General features: G+C 71.8%; 18 protein-coding genes and 1 pseudogene. 11 read left to right on the forward strand and 8 right to left on the reverse strand.

Going from position 1 to position 22,525, the window contains the following annotated elements:
- The first annotated feature begins 2 nt into the window (after window positions 1-2).
- From ACFVV1_RS12185 to ACFVV1_RS12195, 3 genes are all read left to right on the forward strand, one after another.
- A complete protein-coding gene (locus tag ACFVV1_RS12185) occupies window positions 3-1,991 on the forward strand; it encodes a prolyl oligopeptidase family serine peptidase (RefSeq protein ID WP_389988456.1) in 1,989 nt (662 codons plus the stop codon).
- Window positions 1,988-2,932 (forward strand): LD-carboxypeptidase, encoded by a 945-nt coding sequence (locus ACFVV1_RS12190; RefSeq protein ID WP_389988459.1) that lies wholly within the window; start codon window positions 1,988-1,990, stop codon window positions 2,930-2,932. Before ACFVV1_RS12185 ends, ACFVV1_RS12190 begins: the two co-directional genes overlap by 4 nt.
- Window positions 2,933-3,082: 150 nt before the next feature.
- On the forward strand, window positions 3,083-3,679 hold the full coding sequence (locus ACFVV1_RS12195) for a GNAT family N-acetyltransferase (protein ID WP_389988462.1): 597 nt from the start codon (window positions 3,083-3,085) through the stop codon (window positions 3,677-3,679).
- A 121-nt stretch (window positions 3,680-3,800) separates the two neighbouring features.
- Here ACFVV1_RS12195 and ACFVV1_RS12200 read toward each other — a convergent pair whose 3' ends face one another.
- The gene (locus ACFVV1_RS12200) at window positions 3,801-5,207 is read right to left on the reverse strand and encodes a hypothetical protein (RefSeq protein ID WP_389988465.1); all 1,407 of its coding nucleotides are present in this window, start codon (window positions 5,205-5,207) and stop codon (window positions 3,801-3,803) included.
- A 614-nt stretch (window positions 5,208-5,821) separates the two neighbouring features.
- On the opposite strand from ACFVV1_RS12200, the gene asnB reads away from it, so the two are divergent.
- Complete coding sequence (gene asnB / locus ACFVV1_RS12205; protein WP_389988468.1) at window positions 5,822-7,669, forward strand: asparagine synthase (glutamine-hydrolyzing); 1,848 nt, start codon at window positions 5,822-5,824, stop codon at window positions 7,667-7,669.
- A 42-nt stretch (window positions 7,670-7,711) separates the two neighbouring features.
- On the opposite strand, the gene ACFVV1_RS12210 is transcribed toward asnB, so the two are convergent.
- Window positions 7,712-8,047, reverse strand: a complete 336-nt coding sequence (locus ACFVV1_RS12210; RefSeq protein WP_389988471.1) for a DUF6204 family protein — start codon at window positions 8,045-8,047, stop codon at window positions 7,712-7,714.
- Between the two features lie 268 nt (window positions 8,048-8,315).
- Here ACFVV1_RS12210 and ACFVV1_RS12215 point away from each other — a divergent pair, with 268 nt between their 5' ends.
- On the forward strand, window positions 8,316-10,307 hold the full coding sequence (locus tag ACFVV1_RS12215) for a DUF5107 domain-containing protein (protein ID WP_389988474.1): 1,992 nt from the start codon (window positions 8,316-8,318) through the stop codon (window positions 10,305-10,307).
- A 162-nt stretch (window positions 10,308-10,469) separates the two neighbouring features.
- Here ACFVV1_RS12215 and ACFVV1_RS12220 read toward each other — a convergent pair whose 3' ends face one another.
- From ACFVV1_RS12220 to ACFVV1_RS12230, 3 genes and pseudogenes are all read right to left on the reverse strand, one after another.
- Window positions 10,470-10,823, reverse strand: coding sequence for a VOC family protein (locus tag ACFVV1_RS12220; RefSeq protein WP_389988477.1), 354 nt, complete (start codon window positions 10,821-10,823; stop codon window positions 10,470-10,472).
- A gap of 24 nt (window positions 10,824-10,847) precedes the next feature.
- Complete coding sequence (locus ACFVV1_RS12225; protein WP_389988480.1) at window positions 10,848-11,657, reverse strand: methyltransferase domain-containing protein; 810 nt, start codon at window positions 11,655-11,657, stop codon at window positions 10,848-10,850.
- 218 nt (window positions 11,658-11,875) lie between these two features.
- Window positions 11,876-12,155 (reverse strand): annotated as a pseudogene (locus ACFVV1_RS12230) (phosphoesterase); the annotation flags it as partial.
- 273 nt (window positions 12,156-12,428) lie between these two features.
- Here ACFVV1_RS12230 and ACFVV1_RS12235 point away from each other — a divergent pair.
- From ACFVV1_RS12235 to ACFVV1_RS12245, 3 genes are all read left to right on the forward strand, one after another.
- Window positions 12,429-13,280 (forward strand): SMP-30/gluconolactonase/LRE family protein, encoded by an 852-nt coding sequence (locus ACFVV1_RS12235; protein ID WP_389988483.1) that lies wholly within the window; start codon window positions 12,429-12,431, stop codon window positions 13,278-13,280.
- A 146-nt stretch (window positions 13,281-13,426) separates the two neighbouring features.
- On the forward strand, window positions 13,427-14,704 hold the full coding sequence (locus ACFVV1_RS12240; RefSeq protein WP_389988486.1) for an aminotransferase class I/II-fold pyridoxal phosphate-dependent enzyme: 1,278 nt from the start codon (window positions 13,427-13,429) through the stop codon (window positions 14,702-14,704).
- Window positions 14,705-14,729: 25 nt separating this feature from the next.
- The gene (locus ACFVV1_RS12245; RefSeq protein ID WP_389988489.1) at window positions 14,730-15,788 is read left to right on the forward strand and encodes an MBL fold metallo-hydrolase; all 1,059 of its coding nucleotides are present in this window, start codon (window positions 14,730-14,732) and stop codon (window positions 15,786-15,788) included.
- On the opposite strand, the gene ACFVV1_RS12250 is transcribed toward ACFVV1_RS12245, so the two are convergent.
- The 3 genes from ACFVV1_RS12250 to ACFVV1_RS12260 form a co-directional block, all read right to left on the reverse strand.
- Window positions 15,778-16,398: a DedA family protein gene (locus ACFVV1_RS12250; RefSeq protein WP_389988492.1), complete on the reverse strand. Its 621-nt coding sequence runs from the start codon at window positions 16,396-16,398 to the stop codon at window positions 15,778-15,780. The genes ACFVV1_RS12245 and ACFVV1_RS12250 overlap by 11 nt on opposite strands.
- The gene (locus tag ACFVV1_RS12255) at window positions 16,395-17,177 is read right to left on the reverse strand and encodes an MBL fold metallo-hydrolase (protein ID WP_389988495.1); all 783 of its coding nucleotides are present in this window, start codon (window positions 17,175-17,177) and stop codon (window positions 16,395-16,397) included. The genes ACFVV1_RS12250 and ACFVV1_RS12255 overlap by 4 nt, the downstream gene beginning before the upstream one ends.
- 119 nt (window positions 17,178-17,296) lie before the next feature.
- Window positions 17,297-18,748, reverse strand: a complete 1,452-nt coding sequence (locus ACFVV1_RS12260) for a PucR family transcriptional regulator (protein ID WP_389988499.1) — start codon at window positions 18,746-18,748, stop codon at window positions 17,297-17,299.
- Between the two features lie 143 nt (window positions 18,749-18,891).
- Between ACFVV1_RS12260 and ACFVV1_RS12265 the strand changes: the two genes are divergently transcribed.
- The 3 genes from ACFVV1_RS12265 (at window position 18,892) to ACFVV1_RS12275 (ending at window position 22,412) form a co-directional block, all read left to right on the forward strand.
- Entirely contained in the window at window positions 18,892-20,433 is a 1,542-nt protein-coding gene (locus ACFVV1_RS12265) for a purine-cytosine permease family protein (RefSeq protein ID WP_389988502.1), read from the forward strand.
- A 40-nt stretch (window positions 20,434-20,473) separates the two neighbouring features.
- Complete coding sequence (locus tag ACFVV1_RS12270) at window positions 20,474-20,920, forward strand: YybH family protein (protein WP_389988505.1); 447 nt, start codon at window positions 20,474-20,476, stop codon at window positions 20,918-20,920.
- 67 nt (window positions 20,921-20,987) lie between these two features.
- Window positions 20,988-22,412 carry a gamma-aminobutyraldehyde dehydrogenase gene (locus ACFVV1_RS12275; RefSeq protein WP_389988508.1) on the forward strand — a complete coding sequence of 475 codons (1,425 nt, stop codon included), beginning with the start codon at window positions 20,988-20,990 and terminating at the stop codon, window positions 22,410-22,412.
- The last annotated feature ends 113 nt before the right edge of the window (window positions 22,413-22,525 follow it).

A 22,525-nucleotide genomic window follows, 5' to 3' on the forward strand; every position in this document is an offset into this window, starting at 1 on the left:
ACATGGTGTCCACAGGGCCCTACGGAACGTGGCCTTCGCCGATCGACGCGCGGCTGGCCGCCTCGCACGACGGCCGTCCGGAGTACGTCGGCGTGGTCGGCGACGAGGTGTGGTGGACGGAGCCGCGCCCCGCCGAGGCGGGCCGCCGCGCCCTGATCCGCCGCCGCGCGGACGGGACCGGTCACAGCGTCCTGCCTGCTCCATGGAACGTACGGAGCCGGGTCATCGAATACGGCGGACAACCCTGGGCCGGGGCCGAACGCGCCGAGGAGGGGCCGCTGATCGTCTTCGTCGACTTCGCCGACCAGCGGCTGTACGCCTACGCCCCCGACGGGCCCGGCGATCCCCGGCCGCTCACCCCGGTCTCGTCCGTCGGCGGCGGGCTGCGGTGGGTCGACCCGCAGCTCCACCTCGACCGGGGCGACCAGGGCGAAGTGTGGTGCGTCCTGGAGGAGTTCACCGGCGAGCAGCCCACCGACCTGCGCCGGGTGATCGCCGCCGTACCCCTGGACGGCTCGGCCGCCGAGGACCGCTCCGCGGTACGTGAACTCACCGACGACAGCCACCGGTTCGTCACCGGGCCGAGGCTCTCGCCCGACGGGCGGCGGGTGGCCTGGCTCGCCTGGGACCATCCGCGCATGCCGTGGGACGGCACCGAGGTGATGCTCGCGGACGTCGCCGAGGACGGTACGTTTCAGCACACCTGGAGCTTCGGCGGCGGCCCCGAGGAATCGGTGCCGCAGATCGAATGGGGTGCCGACGGGCAGCTTCTCTTCGCCAGTGACCGCGGCGGCTGGTGGAACCTCTACCGCGCCGATCCGCACCGGGGCGCGGTCGCGCTCTGCCCCCGGGAGCAGGAGTTCGCCGGACCGCTGTGGAAGATCGGGCTCAGTTGGTTCCGGCCGCTGGAGAACGGCCTGATCGCCACGGTCCACGGCAAGGGCACCACTACGCTCGGCATCCTCGACCCGGCGACCGGTGACCTCGTCGACGTCGCCGGGCCCTGGACCGAATGGGCCGAGTCGCTCGCCGTGCACGGCAGCCGGGTCTATGGCATCGCCGCGAGCCCGTACAGCGCCTACGAGGTCGTCGAGCTGGACACCGCGACCGGCCGTACCCGGGTCATCGGCACACCGCACGCGGACGCCGTCGATCCCGCGTACTACCCGCGGCCCGAGGACCGCACCTTCGCCGGGCCCGACGGCCGGGAGATCCACGCCCACATCTACCCGCCCCGCAACCCCGACCGGGCCGGCCCCGACGGTGAACTGCCGCCCTACGTGGTCTGGGCGCACGGCGGCCCGACCGGCCATGCCGCACTCGTACTCGACCTGGAGATCGCCTACTTCACCTCGCGCGGCATCGGCGTCGCCGAAGTGAACTACGGCGGCTCCACCGGCTACGGCAGGAGCTACCGCAACCGGCTGCGCGAACAGTGGGGCGTCGTCGACGTCGAGGACTGCGCGGCCGTCGCCCAGGCGCTGGCCGCCGAGGGCACGGCCGACCGGCAGCGCCTCGCCATCCGGGGCGGCAGCGCCGGCGGCTGGACCACCGCGGCCTCGCTGACCGGCACCGATGTCTACGCCTGCGGCACGATCATCTACCCCATCCTCGACCTGACCGGCTGGGGCAGCGACGAGACCCATGACTTCGAGTCGCAGTACCTGGAGTCCCTCGTGGGCCCCCTCGCCGACGTCCCGGACCGCTACCGCGAACGGTCGCCGATCAGCCGCACCGACCGGCTGACCACCCCCTTCCTCCTGCTCCAGGGACTGGACGATCCGATCTGCCCGCCCGTCCAGTGCGAGCGGTTCCTGGCCGAGGTCGAGGGGCGCGGTATCCCGCACGCGTACCTCACCTTCGAGGGGGAGGGGCACGGGTTCCGGCGCGCCGACACGATGATCCGTGCCCTGGAGGCCGAACTCTCCCTGTACGGGCAGACGTTCGGCATCGACTGCCCCGACGTGCCGCGGCTGGAGCTGAAGAAGTGACCCTCGCGCCCCTGACCCGCCCCGCCCGGCTTCGTCCCGGTGCCAGGATCGCCGTCGTGGCACCGAGCGGGCCGGTGCCCGCGGACCGTCTGGAGGCGGGCCTCGACGTACTGCGGGGCTGGGGCCTGGAACCCGTCGAGGCTCCTCATGTGCGCGACGTCCACCCGGAGTTGGACTACCTCGGCGGTACGGACGAAGCGCGCGCCCGGGATCTCCAGGAGGCCTGGTGCGATCCGTCCGTCGACGCGGTGATCTGCGCCCGTGGCGGGTATGGCGTGCACCGCATGGTCGACCTGGTCGACTGGGTGGCGATGTGCGCGGCCGGGCCCAAGGTGTTCATCGGCTACAGCGACATCACCGTGCTCCACGAGGCGTTCGCCGGGCGCATGGGGCTCGCCACCCTGCACGGTCCGATGGCCGGCACCGAAACTTTCCTCAAGGACCCGGACACCCAGGAGTCCCTGCGGGCCACCCTGTTCGAGCCCGAGACGGTACGGACCCTCGGCCTGCCCACGGCGCGGGCGCTGGTACCGGGCAGGGCCCGCGGCATCACCTACGGCGGCTGTGTGAGCCTGCTCGCCGCCGACCTGGGTACTCCGCACGGCCGGACGTCGGCCCGGGGCGGGCTGCTGGTGATCGAGGACACCACCGAGGACCCGTACAGCATCGACCGCATCCTCACTCAACTGCTGAGGGCCGGCGCGCTCGACGGGATATCCGGGGTGGCCTGCGGTTCCTGGGCCGGCTGCGGCCCGTACGAGAGCGTGCGGGCGGTCCTCGCCGACCGGCTCGGCACACTGGGCGTACCCGTCGTCGAGGAGCTGGGCTTCGGGCACGGACCGACGGCACTGACGATTCCGCTCGGCGTGCCCGCCGTGCTGGACGCGCCGGCCGACGGCGGCCCCGCCACACTCACGATCGAGGGGCCCGCGCTGGTCTGAACGGGGCCGTATCGCAAAGCAACCACGGCATCAAGCCGGTCACGGTGGTCAGCGCCCCCGAGGACACGGGTGTGCTGGAGCTGCCGGTGGTCGGCGACCGGGGGAAGTGAGGCGCGCGACGGACCGACCACACCCCCCTAAGCTGGCCGGATGTCTGCATTGGACTATCTGGCCGAGGGACGCCGTGTGGCGATCCGCGCCTACACCCCGGCGGATGCCGAAGAGTTCACCACGCGGGTGAGGGAGAGCCGGGACGTACACCGCCCCTGGCTCTTCCCGCCCGAGGACGTTCGCGCGTACGCCACCTACGCGGGACGGTTGATCGACGACCCGACCAAGGCGGGCTTCCTGGTCTGCGAACCGGAACGCGAACGCGAACGGGAACGGGAAGCCGGCAAGGGCAGGGCAGGCGAGGGCGGGGTCGGCGGTGGGATCGCGGGGTTCATCAACATCAACAACATCGTCCACGGCGGGTTCCGCTGCGGAGCGCTCGGATACGGGGCCTTCGCCCATGTGGTGGGGCGCGGTCTGATGAGTGAAGGACTGGCACTGGTCCTGCGGTACGCCTTCGGGCCGCTCGGCCTGCACCGGCTCGAAGCCAACATCCAGCCCGCCAACGAGGGGTCGATCGCCCTCGTCCGGCGGGCCGGATTCCGCCTCGAAGGGTTCTCGCCGGACTTCCTCTTCATCGACGGAGCCTGGCGCGACCACGAGCGGTGGGCGATCACGGCCGAGATGCTGAGCTAGTACCTTGACCGGCAAAGCTTGGCGGGAGGGGCACGAGGACCTGCGGGCACATCGAGGGGCCGGCCGGCGGGATCGGCCGGCCGGCCGTGCCCGTTGTCCGGATCGGTTCGGCCGGCGCGGTTCAGCAGTGGCCCGGCCTGGCGTACACGGTGATGCGCGCCTGCGTCACCGTCCGGCTCGCGCACTCCTCGAAGTACGCGTCGAGAGTGGCGCGCTTGACCGCCTCGCGCGCGTTCGCGTCCAGGGGCTGGCCCTCCAGGTCGTGCACGGCGATGACGCGGGTGCTGGTCAGGATGCGCTCGCGGATCCGCTCCGGTGGCAACTCGCGGCCGAACAGCGTGTTGGACGCCACGGGGGTTCGCTCCAGAGCGAGGTCGGACAGCGCCACGAAGGAGTCCGGCCGGGCCAGCATCCACACGCGTCTGCGTGACGGCATGAACAGCAGCCCGTCCCCGGGCTCGGTGATGTCCTGGACCGCCCGGGCGATCGCGACCGCGTCGTTCTCGCGGCTCCCCGGCTTCCGCAGCGCGGTGCTCACGGGTACGAGGGTGGCGAGCACTGCGACCAGCGCCATTGCACATGTCACACGTCGCATGGTTCCTGCCTCGGGTGCCGACAGCCGTAACCGGAGCCGGTCGAGCGCCGCGCCCGCCAGGAGCGCGAAGGCGATGGCGGAGGCCAGGACGTACCGGTCCACGTACAACGGATGCAGGGGGCTCGTCAGTATGAGCAGCGTGGTGGGCAGGATCAGCAGCGGGAGCGCGAGCGCGGGCAAGGTGACCGGTCCGCGCGAACGGCCGGTGGAGCGGGCGAGGACGATGCCCAGCAGGGCGGTCACGACGAAAGCCAGCACCTCCCCGGCGTCCGGCGGACCGATCCAGTCCACCTGCGCCGACTGCGTCGTGCTGAAGACGGCGAGCGGGAGCAGCCCGGCGAGGACCCCGGCCGCCGTGATGCCCCACGCACGTCTCATGGGCCGCGTCGAACGCGTCCCGAATACGGTCACACCGTGGGCCAGAAGTATCAGCACGGCGACCTCGTGGAGCAGGCAGGCTGTCAGCATGACAACGCCATATGTCACCCATCCCCGTGCCCGACCCCCGTCCGGTCCCTTCGGCCGGGAGAGGTTGCTGACGAGAAGACAACTGGCCCAGGTGATCAGCGCGCAGATCAGCGCGTAGGACCGGCCCTCCTGGGCGTACCGCTGCACCGGCGGGAGCAGCGGTAAGACGAGGCCCGCCAGCAGCCCGGTCCAGGTCCCGCCGAGCCGTTGTCCGAGCCGTACGATGCCGACCGTGGCCGCGGCGACCGCCAGTACCGAGGGCAGCCGCAGTGCCACGAGACCGCCGTCCCAGAGGCCGAACACGCCGTGCATGATCAGGTAGTACAGGCCGTGCACGACGTCGACGTGGCCCAGGGTGTGCCACAGCTGCGGCACACTCCGGTGCGACATGGCATAGGTGACCGCCTCGTCTCCCCACAGGGTGCCCTGGCGGCGGATGCCCCAGAACCCGACGAGCAGGGCCACGAGAACGGGGGCCCACGGGACCGCCCGGCGCAGGGCGCTCCGGGGCCGGGGCGGGGGTGATGGCCGGCGATGTTCCGTTCGCGAATCGACGGCGGGTGCGGGGTGCTGGATGAGAGAGATGACGTGCTCCGTCCTGAGTGGGTCTCTCGCTCAGTCGATCGTCCGCCGTGTTGCTGGGCAGCCCCCGCAGGCGGCGCCCAGCAATTCCGTTCGCAGGGCGGGCCCGCGGAGGACGAATGGCAGGCGCGGCTGCCCGGTCTGGCGTATCGGCCCATGTGCTGAGCTGCCGGGTGCACCCCACTGGCCGAAGCCGGATTGGGCAAGTCTTTGCCCATGGCCGATTCGGTTGCCTCCGCGACGCGCGCGCCCTCTCGGAACGGGATGCGGAGCTCTGTACTCCGTACAGGAAGGGGAAAACGGCGGCCGAAAGTATCGGGAGTCCGCCCCCGGCGGGATGACGATCGTGTTGACCGTACGCAATCGCAGGCACAGGCTCGATACATAGCTGCTAAATACAACTGGTTCTGCCGGGCCTTCGCCTTCGGCACGCCGCCCGAGCGACGGCACCGTGCGTACGACCGCTTCCCGGCCGGGACCGAATCGGGAGGACGCGTATGTGTGGCATCGTCGGCTGGGTCTCCTTCGACCGTGATCTGCGAGCCGCCGCGGAGGCCGCGACGCTGGACGCGATGACGGAGACCATGGCCTGCCGGGGCCCGGACGACCGGGGGACCTGGACCGTCGAGCACGCGGGGCTCGGACACCGCCGGCTCGCGATCATCGACCTGCCCGGCGGACGCCAGCCCATGACCGTCTCCACCCCGGAGGGCGACGTCGCCCTCGTCTACTCCGGTGAGGCGTACAACTTCACCGAACTCCGCACCGAACTGACCGCCCGCGGGCACCGCTTCCGCACCGGCTCGGACACCGAGGTCGTGCTGCACGGCTATCTGGAGTGGGGCGAGTCCGTCGCCGAACGGCTCAATGGCATGTACGCCTTCGCCCTCTGGGACAGCCGCCACGACAGGCTCGTCATGATCCGCGACCGGATGGGCGTCAAGCCCTTCTACTACTGGCCGACGCCCGACGGAGTGCTCTTCGGCTCGGAACCCAAGGCCATCCTCGCCAACCCGCTGTCCCGGCCCCGGGTGACCCTGGACGGGCTCCGGGAGCTCTTCAGTCTCGTCAAGAACCCCGGCCACGCCGTCTGGGACGGCATGTACGAGGTGGAGCCCGGCACGGTACTCACCGTCGACCGTGACGGCCTGCGCCGACACGTCTACTGGCGGCTGGAGACCCGCCCGCACCCCGACGACCGGGACACCTCGATCGCCACCGTACGGTCACTGCTCGATGACATCGTGCGCCGTCAGCTGATCTCCGACGTGCCCCGCTGCATCCTGCTCTCCGGCGGCCTCGACTCCTCCGCGGTCACCTCGCTCGCCGCCCGGCAGCTCGCCGAGACCGGCGAGAAGGTCCGCACCTTCGCCGTCGACTTCGTCGGACGCACCGAGAACTTCGTCGCCGACGAGCTGCGCACCACCCCCGACACACCGTTCGTGCACGCCGTGGCCGAGCGGGCCGGCACCATCCACCGCGACATCGTGCTCGACCCGGACGCCCTCGCCGACCCCGATGTGCGCGCCCGGATGATCCGGGCCCGGGACATCCCCATGGGCCTCGGCGACATGGACGCCTCGCTCTATCTGCTCTTCCGCGCCATCCGCGAACACTCGACGGTCGCCCTGTCCGGCGAGTCCGCCGACGAGGTCTTCGGCGGCTACCTCCAGTTCTTCGACGAGGAGGCCCGGAGCGCCGACACCTTTCCCTGGCTGGTCCGGTTCACCGAGCACTTCGGCGAGGACGCGGGCGTGCTCCGCGCCGACGTGAACCAGGCCCTCGGCCTGGAGAAGTACATCCGCGAGAGCTACGAATCGGCCGTCGCCGGCATCGAACGGCTCACCGGCGAGAGCGACTTCGAGTACCGCATGCGCCGGATCTGCCACCTCCACCTGACCCGGTTCGTACGCGTCCTGCTCGACCGCAAGGACCGCGCGAGCATGGCCGTCGGTCTGGAGGTCCGGGTGCCGTTCTGCGACCACCGGCTCGTCGAGTACGTCTACAACACCCCCTGGGCCCTGAAGTCCTTCGACGGCAGGGAGAAGAGCCTGCTGCGCGAGGCCACCGCCGATCTGCTGCCCCGTTCCGTGTACGAGCGGACCAAGACCCCCTATCCGTCGACCCAGGACCCGAAGTACGCCGTCGCCCTCCAGGAGCACGCCCGCACCCTGCTCGCACGCCCCGGCCACCGGGTCTTCGACCTCATCGACCGCGACCGGCTGCGCAGGGTGGCCGAACACGACGCGCCCGGGAGCACCTCGGCGTCCCGGCGCGGGCTGGAACGCACCCTGGACCTCGCGATGTGGCTGGACATGTACGAGCCGGAGCTGGACCTCGGCTGAGCGGGCCGTCGCCGGCAGGGCGCGCGGCGGCCGCCCCGCCGCTCACCGCCCCTTGTAATTGATCTTCATGGTGTCCATGTCCGTTGCCGTGGAGCGCAGTTCGCCATGACCGCAACCCTGGTCCCGCAACAGGGTCTCGGCCCGGTCCTCGGCGATCGCGGATGCCATCTCCTCGCCGTCCTCGGCGTCCGACACGACCACGAACCGGAAACTGAAGTGCTTGAGCACGCGGTCGTACGTCAGCGAGCCCTCCTCGGTGAACTGCATCGCGCTCAGGCCGTGCTCGTCCACCTCGGACAGGAGCCGGGCGCGTGCCTCTTCCGTCAGGCTCTCCCAGGTGCCGCGTACGATCACTCGGTAGGTGTGCTGCGTGCTCATCGTGATTCCCGCTCCGCTTTTCGCTCGTGAACCGTCGAAGGGCAAGGCTACGGCGGTGGGGGCGAGGCGCACGCGAATTTTCCGGACCCGGATTCGGGCTCCGGGTCCGGGGTTCCGGGCGATGGCCTCCGGCGCCGCTCCCGTGATCTTTCGGTCTTTTGCCGAAGTCTGACGGCAACGCCCCTGGCCGGGCCGCAGTCCAGCGTGTTCCATGGTCATCGGGGGGCGCCCGGACCTGCGGCGGCCCGCGCGAGGGAGCGAGGTTGCCTTGGCCACGACCGTACGACGTGCCGTACTGACTCTGCCCGCCGCACCACTGGGCCCGGAGAACCCGCTGCCCGCACTGCGGCCGCTCGACGAGATGCATGTCGTCGACGACCGCGACCGGGCCGGACTGCCACGTGACATGGCACGCCAGATCGGCTACGAACCCCTGGCCACCGTGCTGCCGGTGCGCATCCTCGACGGGTACGGGCGCGAGCGCGTCCCCACCGGACTCGACGCGATCATCATCGAGAACGCCCGGCTGCGGGCCACCGTCCTGCCGGGGCTCGGCGGCCGCGTCCACTCCCTCCACCACAAGCCGACCGGCCGCGAACTCCTCTACACCAACCCCGTGCTGCAGCCAGCCGACTTCGCGCTCAACGGCGCCTGGTTCTCCGGCGGCATCGAGTGGAACATCGGCGCCACGGGCCACACCACACTGTCCTGCGCCCCGGTGCACGCGGCCCGGGTGCCCGCACCCGACGGCGGTGACATGGTCCGCCTCTGGGAGTGGGAGCGGCTGCGCGACCTGCCGTTCCAGGTGGACCTCTGGCTGCCCGAGGACTCCGACTTCCTGCACGTCGGCGTACGGATACGCAATCCGCACGAGCACACCGCACCCGTCTACTGGTGGTCCAACATCGCCGTGCCCGAAGGCGCACGCACCCGCGTCCTGGCCCCGGCCGAGGAGGCGTGGCACTTCGGTTACGAGCGCACCCTGACCCGGGTCCCGGTCCCCGAGTCGGGCTCCGTCGACCGTACGTACCCGCTGCGAGGCGACTTCCCCGCCGACTACTTCTACGAGGTGCCCGACGGCGCGCGCCGCTGGATCGCCTCCCTCGACGAGGACGGACACGGACTCGTCCAGACGTCGACCGATCTGCTGCGGGGCCGGAAGCTGTTCCTGTGGGGCAGCGGCCCGGGCGGGCGGCGCTGGCAGGAGTGGCTCACCGAGCCCGGCACCGTCGGCTACGCCGAGATCCAGGCCGGACTCGCCCGTACCCAGCTGGAACACATCCCCCTCGAACCGGGTGCCGAGTTCAGCTGGCTGGAGTCGTACGGACCGCTGTCCGCGGACCCCGGGGACGTACACGGCGACGACTGGGCGGCAGCCCGCGCGGAGACGGAGCGACGGCTCGCCGAGGTGCTGCCGCGCGCCGATGTCGACGCCGCGTACGCCGCCTGGCGCCCCTGCGCCGACACCGAGCCCGGCGAGTCGCTCGCCACCGGCTCCGGCTGGGGCGCCCTGGAAGTCCGGCGCGGGAAGTACCGGCTCCCCGGCACACCGTTCGCCGAGTCCACCCTGGGTGAACAGCAGGAGCCCTGGCTGGAGTTGCTGGACCAGGGCACCTTCCCCGAACCCCGCAGGGCGACCCCGCCCGGCCCCTCCCTGGTCTCGCCGCACTGGCGCGACATGCTGGAGACGGCCGCCGCCGAACCCCTCACCGAATACCACCTCGGCGTCGCCCAGTGGCACGCCGGCGACCGCGCCCAGGCGGTCCGCAGCTGGGAACGCGGACTGGCTCTCGCCCCGTCCCGGTGGCCGCTGTTGCGCTGCCTCGCCGTCGCCGCCGAGGAGAGCGGACAGGGGGACCGGGCCGCCGATCTCTACGCGGAGGCGTTCGACGACCTGTGTGCGCAACGGTCCGACGGCGAGGGCGATGGTGAACGCGGTGATGGCGCCTGGACGTCCGCCGCGACGGCGCTCGGCCGCGAGGCGATGGAAGCAATGCTGACAGCGGGGCGTCCCGCGGCGGCCCGGACGGTGTGGGCCGGTCTGCTTCCGGTGGTCCAACAGCGCGGTCGTTTCCGTCTGTTGGAGGCCCGAATGCTGATCGCCGAGGGCGACCGGGCCGCCGCCCGGGCCGTCTTCGACGAGGGCTTCGAGGTCGAGGATCTGCGCGAGGGTGCGGAGATCCTGGACGAGGTCTGGGCCGAGCTCACCGACGAGCCGCTGCCGGACACGTACAACTACCGGATGCGCCCAAGGACTTGATGCCGACGGCCGTCCGGCCCGCGCCCACCTCCACCGGCACGGGCCGGACGGCCGTACACCGGCATGGGCCGGACGGCCGTACACCGGCATGGGCCGGACGGCCGTACACCGGCATGGGCCGGACGGCCGCGAGTCCGATCCGTCGGGTGGGGGCCCGCGGGTTCAGCCGGCCGGGTTCCGGTCGACGTACTCGAAGACCGAGCCGTCCGGATGCACGGCGATCAGGCTACGGCCCGCCGGCGTCGGCACCGGGCCCGCGAGGATCCGGGCCCCGACGCGCGTGAGGGAGGCATGGGCTTCGTCGACATCCTTGACCGCGATCGTCGCCGTCACCTTGCGCAGGATCTCCAGCTCCGACTCCGGACCGCTCATCAGCAGGAAGCAACTGACGGCGGCGGCCGATACCCCGCCCCGCTCGAAGCGCAGGGCGGAACTGGCCGTGAGGTCCTCGTAGAAGGCCACCGCGGCCTCCAGGTCGTCGACGCAGATGCGCAGCGTGGTTCCCAGAATGTCCATGCGGACAAGGGTAGTTGGCCGTGATCAGGCACGGCAGAGCACCTCGCCGTGCGGGACCATGAACCAGGCGTCGTCCCGCGCGCCCCACGCGTGCCAGGCCGCGGCGATCGCGGCCAGCTCCCCGGCGCTTGCACGGCCGCCGGCCACGACCCGCTCCGCGTAGACCGAGCCGACCGTACGGTCCGCCCACATGCCGCTCCACCAGGCGCGGCTCTCCGGCGTGGCGAAGCACCAGTTGGCGGCGGTCGGGGCGATGTCGGTGAAGCCGGCCTGCCGCGCCCAGGACAGCAGTCGCCGGCCCGCGTCCGGCTCGCCGCCGTTGGCGCGGGCGACCCGGCGGTACAGCTCCAGCCAGGTGTCCATGCCCGGCACCTCCGGGTACCAGGTCATCGCCGCGTAGTCGCTGTCGCGGGCCGCGACGATGCCGCCGGGGCGGCAGACGCGCCGCATCTCGCGCAGCGCCTGCACCGGGTCGCCCACATGCTGGAGCACCTGATGGGCATGGACGACGTCGAACGAGTCGTCGGGAAAGTCCAGGGCGTGCACATCCGCGGTGGTGAACTCGACGTTGTCCAGGGCGCGTTCGGTCGCGACCTCGGCGGCCTGGGCCAGGATCTCCCCGGTGGTGTCGACGGCGGTCACCCGGCCGGGGGCGACCAGTGCGGCCAGATCCGCGGTGATGGTGCCGGGCCCGCAGCCGACGTCCAGCACGGTCATGCCGGGGCGGAGCTCATCGATCAGATACGCGGCGGAATTGGCGGCGGTGCGCCAGCGGTGCGAGCGCAGTACCGACTCGTGGTGGCCGTGGGTGTAGACGGCGGTCTCTTTCGGCATGGCGGTGGATCCTTCCTCGGGGCGCGGAGCCCGAACGCGAGCCGCGCGAAGGGGTGATCGGCTGCAACACCGTACGCGCCGATGTCGAATATTGAGATACGCGTCTTGATATGTGGACTCCGTGCGTGGAGGGCGGCCGACTTGCCGTCGGCCGCCCCTGGTTCGCCCGGTTCGTTCGGGCGTGGCTGATCTCCGGGTGCTTCGCTACACCGGCACGGGGGGCAGTACACCGTCAGTGCCTCCGGAAGCTTGTCGATCACCGACCCGTGTCGGCTGTCAGCGACTTCGCCGTCGTACGTATAAGGAGTGCCGGGTGTCAGGGCGGTGATCCGCAACCGGTGGCGCCGTTGTGCCGCGTGGACGGGGGGAGCGGGTGAGCGGACCCGCGACGGCCGCCGCGAGCAGGCGCAGCCCGGGCGTACGGCCGCCGTGCACCACTCGCACATCCAGCAGGCCGTCCGCGAGGTTGTGCCGACGGCCCGGTGCCGGACTCACGCGCGGGACCTCTCGCAGAGCGGTCTGTTCGCCCTCCCGCCGAGGTTCCCGCGGACGCCGACCGGCAGGCCGGCCGTACTCGGCCGACGGCCCTGACCTCACCCGGGTCCCCCGGCATCGCACGGTCGCTGTGCCGAGGCCATGGCCACACGTCTACGCTGGGTGCGTGATTCCGGTGATCCGCCGGACCGAGGAGCGCGAGAAGGAGCCGGTGGGCCCCGCGGCCGACGGTGCCGATGCGCTCTCCGGCCGGCTCGGACACCACGAGGGGCAGACATGACCGGCACAGGCCTGGACGTGGCCGTACACGAGCAGGCCGAGCTCGGCGAGGGCCCGACCTGGGACCCGGTCACGGGCCGCCTGATCTGGGTGGACATCGTCGCCGCCCGCGTGCACACCTACGACCCGGTGACCGGCCGCCGTACGGTCATGGCCACCGAACAGCACGTCGGAGCCGCCAAACCACGCGCCGGTGGTGGGCTCGTGGTCCATCTGCGTGACGGCATCGGCCTGTACGGCCCCGACGGCACCTTCCGCTGGCTGGTCCACGACCCCGAGCCCGGGCGCCGTGGCAACGACGCGGCGGTCGCGCCGGACGGTGCGCTGTGGGCGGGCACCATGCGCTACGACGGCGCGGAGACCGGCGGCAGCCTCGCCCGCGTCGCACCCGACGGCACGGTCACCCCGGTGCTGCCCGTCGTGGCCTGCGGCAACGGCATCGGGTGGAGCCCGGACGAGCGCCTGATGTACTTCATCGACACGCCCACGCGCCGCATTGACGTCTTCGACTTCGACGGCGAACACGCCGTGAACCGGCGCCCGTTCGCCACCGTCGAGGAGAGCGCGGGGTTCCCCGACGGGCTGACGGTCGACGCCGACGGGGCCGTCTGGGTCGCCCTGTGGGACGGCGCCGCGGTGCGCCGCTACACGGCCGACGGCTCCCTGGACCGCGTCGTCGGACTTCCGGTACAACGCCCGACCGCCTGCGCGTTCGGCGGTGCGGACCTGCGCGACCTCTACATCTCCACGGCCCGCACGGGCCTCGTCGCCCCGCACCCGCTGTCCGGTTCGCTGCTGGTGCTGCCGGACGCGGGGCACGGGACGCCCGGGACGGCCTTCGCGGGCTGAGCCCGCCCCCCCCGGCCGGCACCGGTGACGGCTCCGCCGGGCGGGCGCCGTCGGTCGAACCCTCGTATAAAGGGCCCTGAGTGCTAAAGGGCCCTGAGTGCGAGACGCACGGGACAGGGCGACGGGGCGGCGGCGAAGGAGGTTCGATGGCGCGGAAGCGGACCGGGCGGACAGGACTGGCGGGGCGCGGACAGCAGGGCGGGGGCGGGGCGCGTTTTGTACGGGAGGACCGCGGCCCGGTCCGGTACGGGCCGCCGGCCCCCGATCCCGGTCTGCCCGTCCTGCCCGAACTGGCCGAGGTGCTCGCCGCCGCGGCCGGACGGGGCGAACCCGAACCGACCGGTGGCGGTGACGCCCTGCGCGAGGCCGCGACCGACTACTGGGAGCGGCGCGGACTGCACGGCGGCCCGGAGCACGTCGCCGCCGCCCCGGGCGCCTCGCCGCTGCTGCTCGCACTGATCGCCGCGCACGGCGGCGACGTGCTCATGCCCCGCCCCTGTACAGCCACCTGGATCCCGCAGGCCCGGCTGCTGGGCCGGCCCGCCTACCACGTGCCGACCCCGGCCGAGTGCGGCGGCGTGCCCGATCCGTACGCGCTGCTGGAGACCGTGCGCCGGGTGCGCGCCGAGGGCGGCCGGCCCCGGCTGCTGCTGATCTCCGTCGTCGACGACCCGACCGCCACCGTCGCCCCGCCGGAACTGGTGCGCGAGGCATGCGAGGCCGCGGTCGCCGAGGGGATGCACATCGTCAGCGACGAGACATGGCGCGACACCCTGCACCGGCCGCACGACACGGTCCTGCTCAGTCCGGCCGAGATGTGCCCCGACGACGTCACGGTCGTCAGCGATCTCGCCGGCGCGCTGACCCCGTCCGCCTGGCCGGTCGCGATCGCCCGGTTCCCGGACACCGAGCGGGCGTCGGTGCGCCATGCCCGTACCCTCGACATCCTCACCGCGCTCGGCGCGCTCGTCGCGGGGCCGGTGGCCATGGCCGCCGCCCACGCGCTGCGCGAACCGGCTGCCGTCACCGACCGGGTCCGCCGGGCCGCCGCGCTCCAGGCGAAGGTCGCCGCAGCGGCCCACCGGGCGGTCCTCGCCTCGGGCGCACTGGCCAGGCCCCCGCAGGCGGGGCGCCATCTGTACGCAGACCTCGGGCCGCTCCGATCGCGGCTGGCGAACCGCGGTGTCACGGACTCCCTGGAGCTGGAGGAGTACCTGACGGAACGTCTCGGCGCACCGACGCCGGGCGGCCACCGGTTCGGCGACGAACTGGGGGCGCTGCGCGTACGGCTGGGCACCGGGACGCTGCTCGGGTCGACCCCGGAACAGCAGATGGAGTCCCTCACCGCTGTGGAGCCCCTGGAATTGCCGCATGTGGCCGAAGCCCTGAGCATTTTCGGGACGGCACTCGACGAACTCCGATGAGGAACAGCGAGACGGGAGCCTCTCGATGACGGAACAGACCGAGCGCTCCCGCACCGGGGCCGCGCCCCCGTACCAGGTCTCTCGCGGCGAGGTCGTCGAACCGCGTCCGCTCGGCGAGGTCCGGGTCTGGCCGAGAACCTTCGCCGACCGGCTCACCGCGCCGCTCCCGAGTGCCATGAGCATGTCTCGACTGGCCCGTGAACGCGCCCTGCGGCCCAACCCGGAAGGGCTGCGCGGCATCCACCGGCTCCCGTACGCCCCCGAACCCCTGCCCGTCACCCCCGCCGGCGCCACCTCCGTCACCTGGGCCGGGCACGCCAGCTGGATCGTCCGCACCGGCGGGCTCACCGTCCTCACCGACCCCGTCTGGTCCCGGCGCATCCTCGGCACCCCGGGCAGGATCACGCCGGTCGGCGTCCGCTGGGAGGACCTGCCGCCCGTCGACGCCGTCGTCATCAGCCACAACCACTACGACCACCTCGACGCCCCCACTCTGCGCCGGCTGCCCCGGAACACCCCGCTGTTCGTCCCCGCCGGACTCGGCCACTGGTGCCGCCGTCGCCGCTTCACCTGTGTCACCGAACTCGACTGGTGGGAATCGGCCAGGCTGGACGGCGTCCGCTTCGACTTCGTGCCCGCCCACCACTGGTCCAAGCGGACCCTCACCGACACCTGCCGCTCCCTGTGGGGCGGCTGGATCATCGGCACCGCGGGCAGCGACGGGCAGCGGATTCACTTCGCGGGGGACAGCGGGTACGGGCACTGGTTCGGTGAGATCGGCCGCCGGTACCCCGGCATCGACCTGACCCTGATGCCGATCGGGGCGTACGAACCGCGCTGGTGGCTCGGTGACGTACACACCGATCCGGAGGAGGCCGTGCAGGCGTACGAGGACCTCGGCGCCCGCGCGATGGCGCCGATGCACTGGGCGACCTTCGTGCTTTCCGCGGAGCCCGTACTGGAACCGCTGGCCCGGCTGCGTACCGCCTGGCAGCGGGCCGGACACCCCCGGACACGGCTCTGGGACCTGCCGATCGGCGGCTCCCGCCTGCTCGACCCGGTACCCCGCACAGTCAGTGGCTGAACCGTGCCCGCACCCTGCGCCACACCGCGGGAGCCCCGCTGATCAACAGCGTCAGACCCACCGCCGCCACCACGCCCTGCCACGGCTCGGGGAAGAGCGAACCACCCAGAATGCCGATCAGCTGGTACGTCGCCGCCCACGCCAGACAGGCCGGCACATCCCCGCGGGCGAACCGGCGCAGCGGTATCCGGCCCAGCAGACAGGCCAGCATCACCGGAATCCGGCCCGCCGGTACCAGCCTCGACAGCACGAGCACCATCGCACCGTGCTCGTCCAGCTTCCGCTGCGCCTGCGCCAGCCGCTCCGGAGCGGCCCGGTCGCTGATCGTCCGCAGCCACTTCGAACCGTTCTTCGACCGCACCCCGCGCTGACCGAGCCAGTACAGACAGATGTCACCGAGGAACGCCGCGGCCGACGCCACCCCGAAGACGATCAGCAGCGAGAACGGCGACGACTGATGCAGCGCCACCACGGCGGCCGAACTCACCAGAGCGCCCGTCGGCACCACCGGCACCAGCGAGCCCAGCGCCACCAGCAGAAACAGGGACGGGTACCCGACCGCCTGCTGCGTCGACTCCGGGGGCAGCTGTCTCACGACCTCCTGGATCACCGCGCGGCCTTCGGCCGCACGTGTTCGCCGTGCGACAGCCGGTGCACCGCCACCTCCGGCGCCAGCAGCGCCGCCTTGCGGACGAACTCGTCACCCGGCGAGTGGAACTCGTGCGGCCTGACTCCGTCCATGCCGATCGGCCAGTACGTGCCGTAATGCACCGGCACGGCCGACCGGGGAGCCAGCTGGGCCAGCGCCTGAGCGGCCCGGCCCGCGTCCAGATGACTGTGGCCCAGATACGGACCCCAGCCGCCCACCGGCAACAGCGCCACATCCACCGGACCGACGGCCCGGGCCATGTCGTCGAAGAGCCCGGTGTCCCCGGCGAAGTACGTCCGCGCCTCGCCCTCGACCACATAGCCGAGCGCGGGGGAGCGGTGCGGGCCCACGGGCAGCCGCCTGCCGTCGTGCAGCGCGGGAACGGCCCGGACCCGGACCTCGCCGACCCGGACCACGTCGCCCGGGGAGACCTCGGTGATCCGCAGCCCGCGCACCGAGCGCAGCACCCGCAGCCCCGGCACGGAGCGCACCGCACCCGTCGGCACGATCAGCCGGCTGCCGGGCGCGAGCCGGGCCAGCGACGGCAGATGCAGATGGTCGGAGTGCAGATGCGAGACGAGCACCACATCGGCGACCGCGGCCTCGGGGCCGGGCAGCTCGCCGCGGCGTCGGCGCAGATGCGCGAAGCGCCGTACGAAGAGCGGATCGGTCAGCACGCGGACCCCGGAGTCCTCGATCGTGCAGGTGGCATGACCCCACCAGGTGACTTCCACCGGCACGCGGTGCCTCCTCGTTCCTTGGTTCCGGGCTCCTGGCCCCGGCCCCGGCATCGAGCCTAGTACCGCGACCGGAACGGGTGACCCGGTTCCGTCCGGCCGTTGCCCGCGGCCGGTCACTCTCAGTCGGTGAGGCCCAGCGCCCCCGCTGCCTGGATCGCCAGCCAGACCTCCGCCAGGGCCCCCGTGGACGCCATGTCACGGCCGGCCAGCGAACCGAAGCGGCGCAGCCGGTAGGCGAGGGTGTTGGGATGGATGTGGAGCGCGGCGGCCGCCGTCTCCGTGCGGCGGTCCCGTTCCATCCAGGTACGGATGGAGAGCAGCAGCTCGGAGTCATGCGCCTCGTCGTAGCGCAGGACCTCGCCCAGCACGTGCTCGACCAGCGCCGTCAGCACGGCCGGGTCGTCGGGCAGCCAGCGGCCCAGGGAGTCGTCGCCGTAGCGGACCACGGAACGGCCCGACTCGGCGGCCTTCGAGACCGCCCAGAGCGCCTCGCGCTGGGCCACCCGCAACGGTGCCCCGGGGAGGAACGGGCGGCTCATCCCGGCCGCCACATCCGGCAGTTCACCGATCTCCGCCGCCAGCTGCGGCGCCCCCAGGACATACCGGTCCGTGCCCCACGTGAGCAGCAGATGCGGATGCTCCTGGAGGCAGCGCAGCAGGGCCTCGTCCGTGGTCTGCCGCACCACGATCAGCACGGTGTCGCCCTCGATCGCATGCCGGGCGAGCCTGCGCCGGGCCGCTTCCGGGTCCAGCACCTCCTGGAGGAGTTCGGCCAGGGTCTCCGCGCCCTCGCGGCGCAGCGTCTCGCGCTCGCTGCGCACCATGGCGACCCGTAGCGCCGCCACCGTGGCGATGTGCTGGACGACCGCGAGCCCGGCGGGCTGGGCGCCCTCCCGTTCGTACGCGACGAGGAATCCCGCCGGGCCGCCGGGCGCCGGCACGGGCAGCACGAACCCGCCGGGAACGGTCGGCGGAGCGTCCACCGACGCGGGCAGCACGCCCCGGTCCGGTACCGGCACTCCTGGAAGCAGGGGCCGCCCCTGCGGCGTGCACAGATACACGTCGTAACCGGAGAGGCGCTCCAGACGGCGCAGCAGTGTCGGCGTGTCGAGGTCCTCGGCGACCAGCCAGCGCAGCGAGCCGAAGACCTGGAGCTGCGCGCCGAGCCGGTGCCTGGCGTCCTCCTGGACCGAGGCCGCGACCTCCTGGGAGACCGCGATGAACGGGACGGCGAGCGGGACCTCCAGGACCGGGAAGCCGCGCTCCTCGGCCGCCCGGAAGAACGCGTCGTGCAGCGGTGGCATGTGCAATTGCGCGGACAGGGCCAGCGCGGAGACACCCGCGTCGTCGAGCCGCTCCAGATAGGCGCGCTGTCCGGCGGCGGTACGCGGGATCGCCAGCCCCGTCGTCATGATCACCTCGGCGCCCAGCAGCCAGGGCGTCGGATCGGCGAGTTCGCTGGCATGCGCCCAGGACACGGAACGTCCCAGGCCGCTGCTGCCCGCCTTCACGGAGAGCTGGAGAGCGGGGAACGAGAGCAGATCCTCGACGGTGAGTTTGTTGCTGGCCACAGACAACAGGGTAGTGCTCTGTGATGTGCACAATTGTCGGCCGTCGTCCGGGGGCACAGACTGTGGGACCGTCCCATGAACAGAGGGACTGCCCCATATGAACAGACCGTGGGGCCGGCTCATGAACAAAAAAGTGGAGCGCCGTGACTACCTCGATCACCGAAGTCGAGACCAATGGTGTCGAGCGGATTCCCGACGCCGACCGCACCGCCCGGCCGGTCGACCTCTTCCGGCTCGCCTTCGGCGGTGCCAACACCTTCGCGACGTGTGTGCTGGGCGCCTTCCCGATCCTGTTCGGGCTCTCGTTCTGGCAGGGGCTCGCGGCGACGCTGCTCGGCCTTCTCGCCGGTGCGCTGCTGCTCGCCCCGATGGCGCTGTTCGGCCCGGCCAACGGCACCAACAACGCCGTGTCGTCCTCCGCCCACCTGGGCGTGCACGGCCGGATCGTCGGCTCGTTCCTCTCGCTGCTCACCGCGGTCGCGTTCTTCTCGATCTCGGTGTGGTCCTCGGGCGACGCGCTTGTCGGCGGCGCCCACCGACTCGCCGGTCTGCCCGAGTCCGATGTGACCTATGGCATTGCATACGCGATCTTCGCCGGGCTCGTCCTGGTGGTCTGCGTCTACGGCTTCCGCTTCATGCTGATGGTCAACAAGATCGCGGTGATCGCCGCGTCGGCGCTCTTCGTCCTCGGCGTCTTCGCCTTCGCGGGAGACTTCGACGCGGGCTACGCGGGCACCTTCGCGTCGACGGCCGACCCGCTGTTCTGGCCGTCGTTCATCGGCTCCGCGCTGATCGTGCTGTCCAACCCGGTCTCCTTCGGCGCGTTCCTCGGCGACTGGTCCCGCTACATCCCGGCCACGACGCCCCGCCGCCGCGTGATGGGCGCCGCGTTCCTCGCCCAGATCGCCACGCTGCTGCCCTTCGTCTTCGGCCTGGCCACCGCCTCGATCATCGCGTCCAAGGCCGCCAAGTACGTCGACCCGGCCGCCCCCAACTACGTCGGCGGACTGCTCGCCATCTCGCCCGGCTGGTACTTCCTGCCGCTCTGCCTGATCGCCCTGATCGGTGGCCTGTCGACCGGCACGACCGCGCTGTACGGCACCGGTCTCGACGTCTCCAGCGTCTTCACCCGCTTCAGCCGGGTGCAGTCGACGTTCTTCATCGGCGCCCTGTCGATCGCGTTCATCTTCGTCGGCCGCTTCGCGCTCAACCTCGCCCAGTCCATCTCCACCTTCGCGACGCTGATCATCACCTGCACCGCCCCGTGGATGATCGTGATGGCACTCGGCTACGTGACCCGGCGCGGCTGGTACGACGCGGACGCGCTCCAGGTCTTCAACCGCCGCCAGACCGGTGGCCGCTACTGGTTCAACCACGGCTGGAACTGGCGCGGGCTGGCCACCTGGTGCCTCTCCGCCGGTGTGGCGCTGCTGTTCACCAACCTGCCCGGTCAGTTCGTCGGCCCGCTCGGCAACCTCGCGAACGGCGCCGACATCTCGCTGCCGGTCGGCCTCGCCCTCGCGGCCGTCGTCTACCTCGGCCTGCTCACCCTCTTCCCCGAGCCGCGCGGGGTGTACGGGCCGGAGGGCCCCCGGTTCGTCAGGGCGTCGGACACCGCGGTTCTGCCCATCGTCGGCGGCCCGGACGAGGAGACCGTCGCCGCCGAGCCGGCCACCGCGGTCTGAACGCCACGGCCCTCCGACGCCCCGTAACCAGGAGCCGCACATGAGCACCACCCCCGCGCAGGAAGTCCAGGACGTTCAAGATGGTCAGGACATCCGGGAAGCCCGGGAAGTCCGCGCCGCCGCCGACGCGCTGATCGCCGCCTTCGCCGAAGGCCGCCTCGACGACTACTTCGGCTCCTTCGCCCCGGACGCCACTTTCGTCTTCCACTCCACCCCGCAGCGGCTCGGTAACACCGAGGAGTACCGCGCGCTGTGGCAGCAATGGGTGGCGGAGGACGACTTCCGCATCGTGCGCTGTACCTCGACGGGACAACTGATCCAGCACTACGGCACCACGGCCGTCTTCAGCCATGACGTGGAGACCACGATCACCACCCGGGCCGGCGAGGAGACCGTCCACGAGCGGGAGACGATCGTGTTCGCCCGCGCCGCCGACGGCAGTTGGCCCGCCGTCCACGAGCACCTGTCCGCCCGTACGGCAGCCTGACCGCGTCCCCCGTACCGCTGGGCCGCCCGACCACGCGTTCCGCCCGACCATGAGAAAGACCGGTTCCATGAGCACCACGTTCCGCAATTACATCGACGGCGTCTTCGCGGACGCCTCGGACGGCCGCACCCTCGACGTCGTGGACCCCAGCACGGGCGAGGCCTACGCGACCTCCCCGCTCTCCGGCCAGGCGGACGTCGACGCGGCGATGGCCGCCGCCGCTGCCGCGTTCCCCGCCTGGCGGGACACCACTCCGTCCGTACGGCAGCTGGCCCTGCTGAAGATCGCCGACGCGATGGAGGCGCGGGCCGACGAACTGGTGGCCGCCGAGAGCCGTGACACCGGAAAGCCGCTCCACCTCACCCGCAGCGAGGAACTGGCCCCGGCCATCGACCAGGTCCGCTTCTTCGCGGGCGCCGCGCGGATGCTCGAAGGCCGCTCGGCCGGTGAGTACATGGACGGGATGACCTCGATCATCCGGCGCGAGCCGGTCGGCGTCTGCGCCCAGGTCGCACCGTGGAACTACCCCCTGCTGATGGCCGTGTGGAAGTTCGCCCCGGCGCTCGCCGCGGGCAACACCGTCGTCCTCAAGCCGTCCGACACCACCCCGGCGTCGACCGTGCTGATCGCCGAGATCATCGGTCGGATCCTCCCCAAGGGCGTCTTCAACGTCATCTGCGGCGACCGTGAGACCGGCCGCGCGATGGTCGAGCACCCGACCCCGGCGATGGCCTCCATCACCGGTTCGGTACGGGCCGGCATCCAGGTCGCGCAGAGCGCGGCCAAGGACGTCAAGCGGGTCCACCTGGAGCTCGGCGGCAAGGCCCCGGCGGTGATCTTCGAGGACGCGGACCTGGAGAAGGCGGTCGAGGACCTCGTCGTTGGCGGTTTCTTCAACGCGGGTCAGGACTGTACGGCCGCGACCCGCGTCCTGGTCCACGAGTCCGTCCACGACGAGTTCGTCACCGCCCTCGCCAAGGCCGCCGCCGACACGAAGACCGGGCAGCCGGACGACGAGGACGTGCTGTACGGCCCGCTCAACAACGCCAACCAGCTGAAGCAGGTCAGGGGCTTCATCGACCGCCTCCCCGCCCACGCGAAGATCGAGGCGGGCGGCCACCGGGTCGGCGAGAAGGGCTACTTCTACGCCCCGACCGTCGTCTCCGGCCTCCAGCAGGACGACGAGATCATCCAGAACGAGGTCTTCGGCCCCGTCATGACCGTCCAGTCCTTCTCCGACGAGGCCCAGGCCGTCGCGTACGCCAACGGCGTCGACTACGCCCTCGCGTCCTCGGTATGGACCAAGGACCACGCCCGCGCCATGCGGATGTCCAAGAACCTCGACTTCGGCTGTGTGTGGATCAACACCCACATGGCACTCGTCGCCGAGATGCCGCACGGCGGATTCAAGAAGTCCGGCTACGGCAAGGACCTCTCCGCGTACGGCTTCGAGGACTACACCCGGATCAAGCACGTCATGACCTCGCTCTGACCCAACCGCGCCACGTGCGCCCCCGGGGCGGGGGCGCACGTGGCGTTCCGTATCCGCACGCCGCACGCCCCCTCGCTCCTCCCGTCCCGGCACGCGCCTTTTTGCGCGGGAGC

Source organism: Streptomyces sp. NPDC058092 (assembly GCF_042884935.1).
GTDB lineage: Bacteria > Actinomycetota > Actinomycetes > Streptomycetales > Streptomycetaceae > Streptomyces.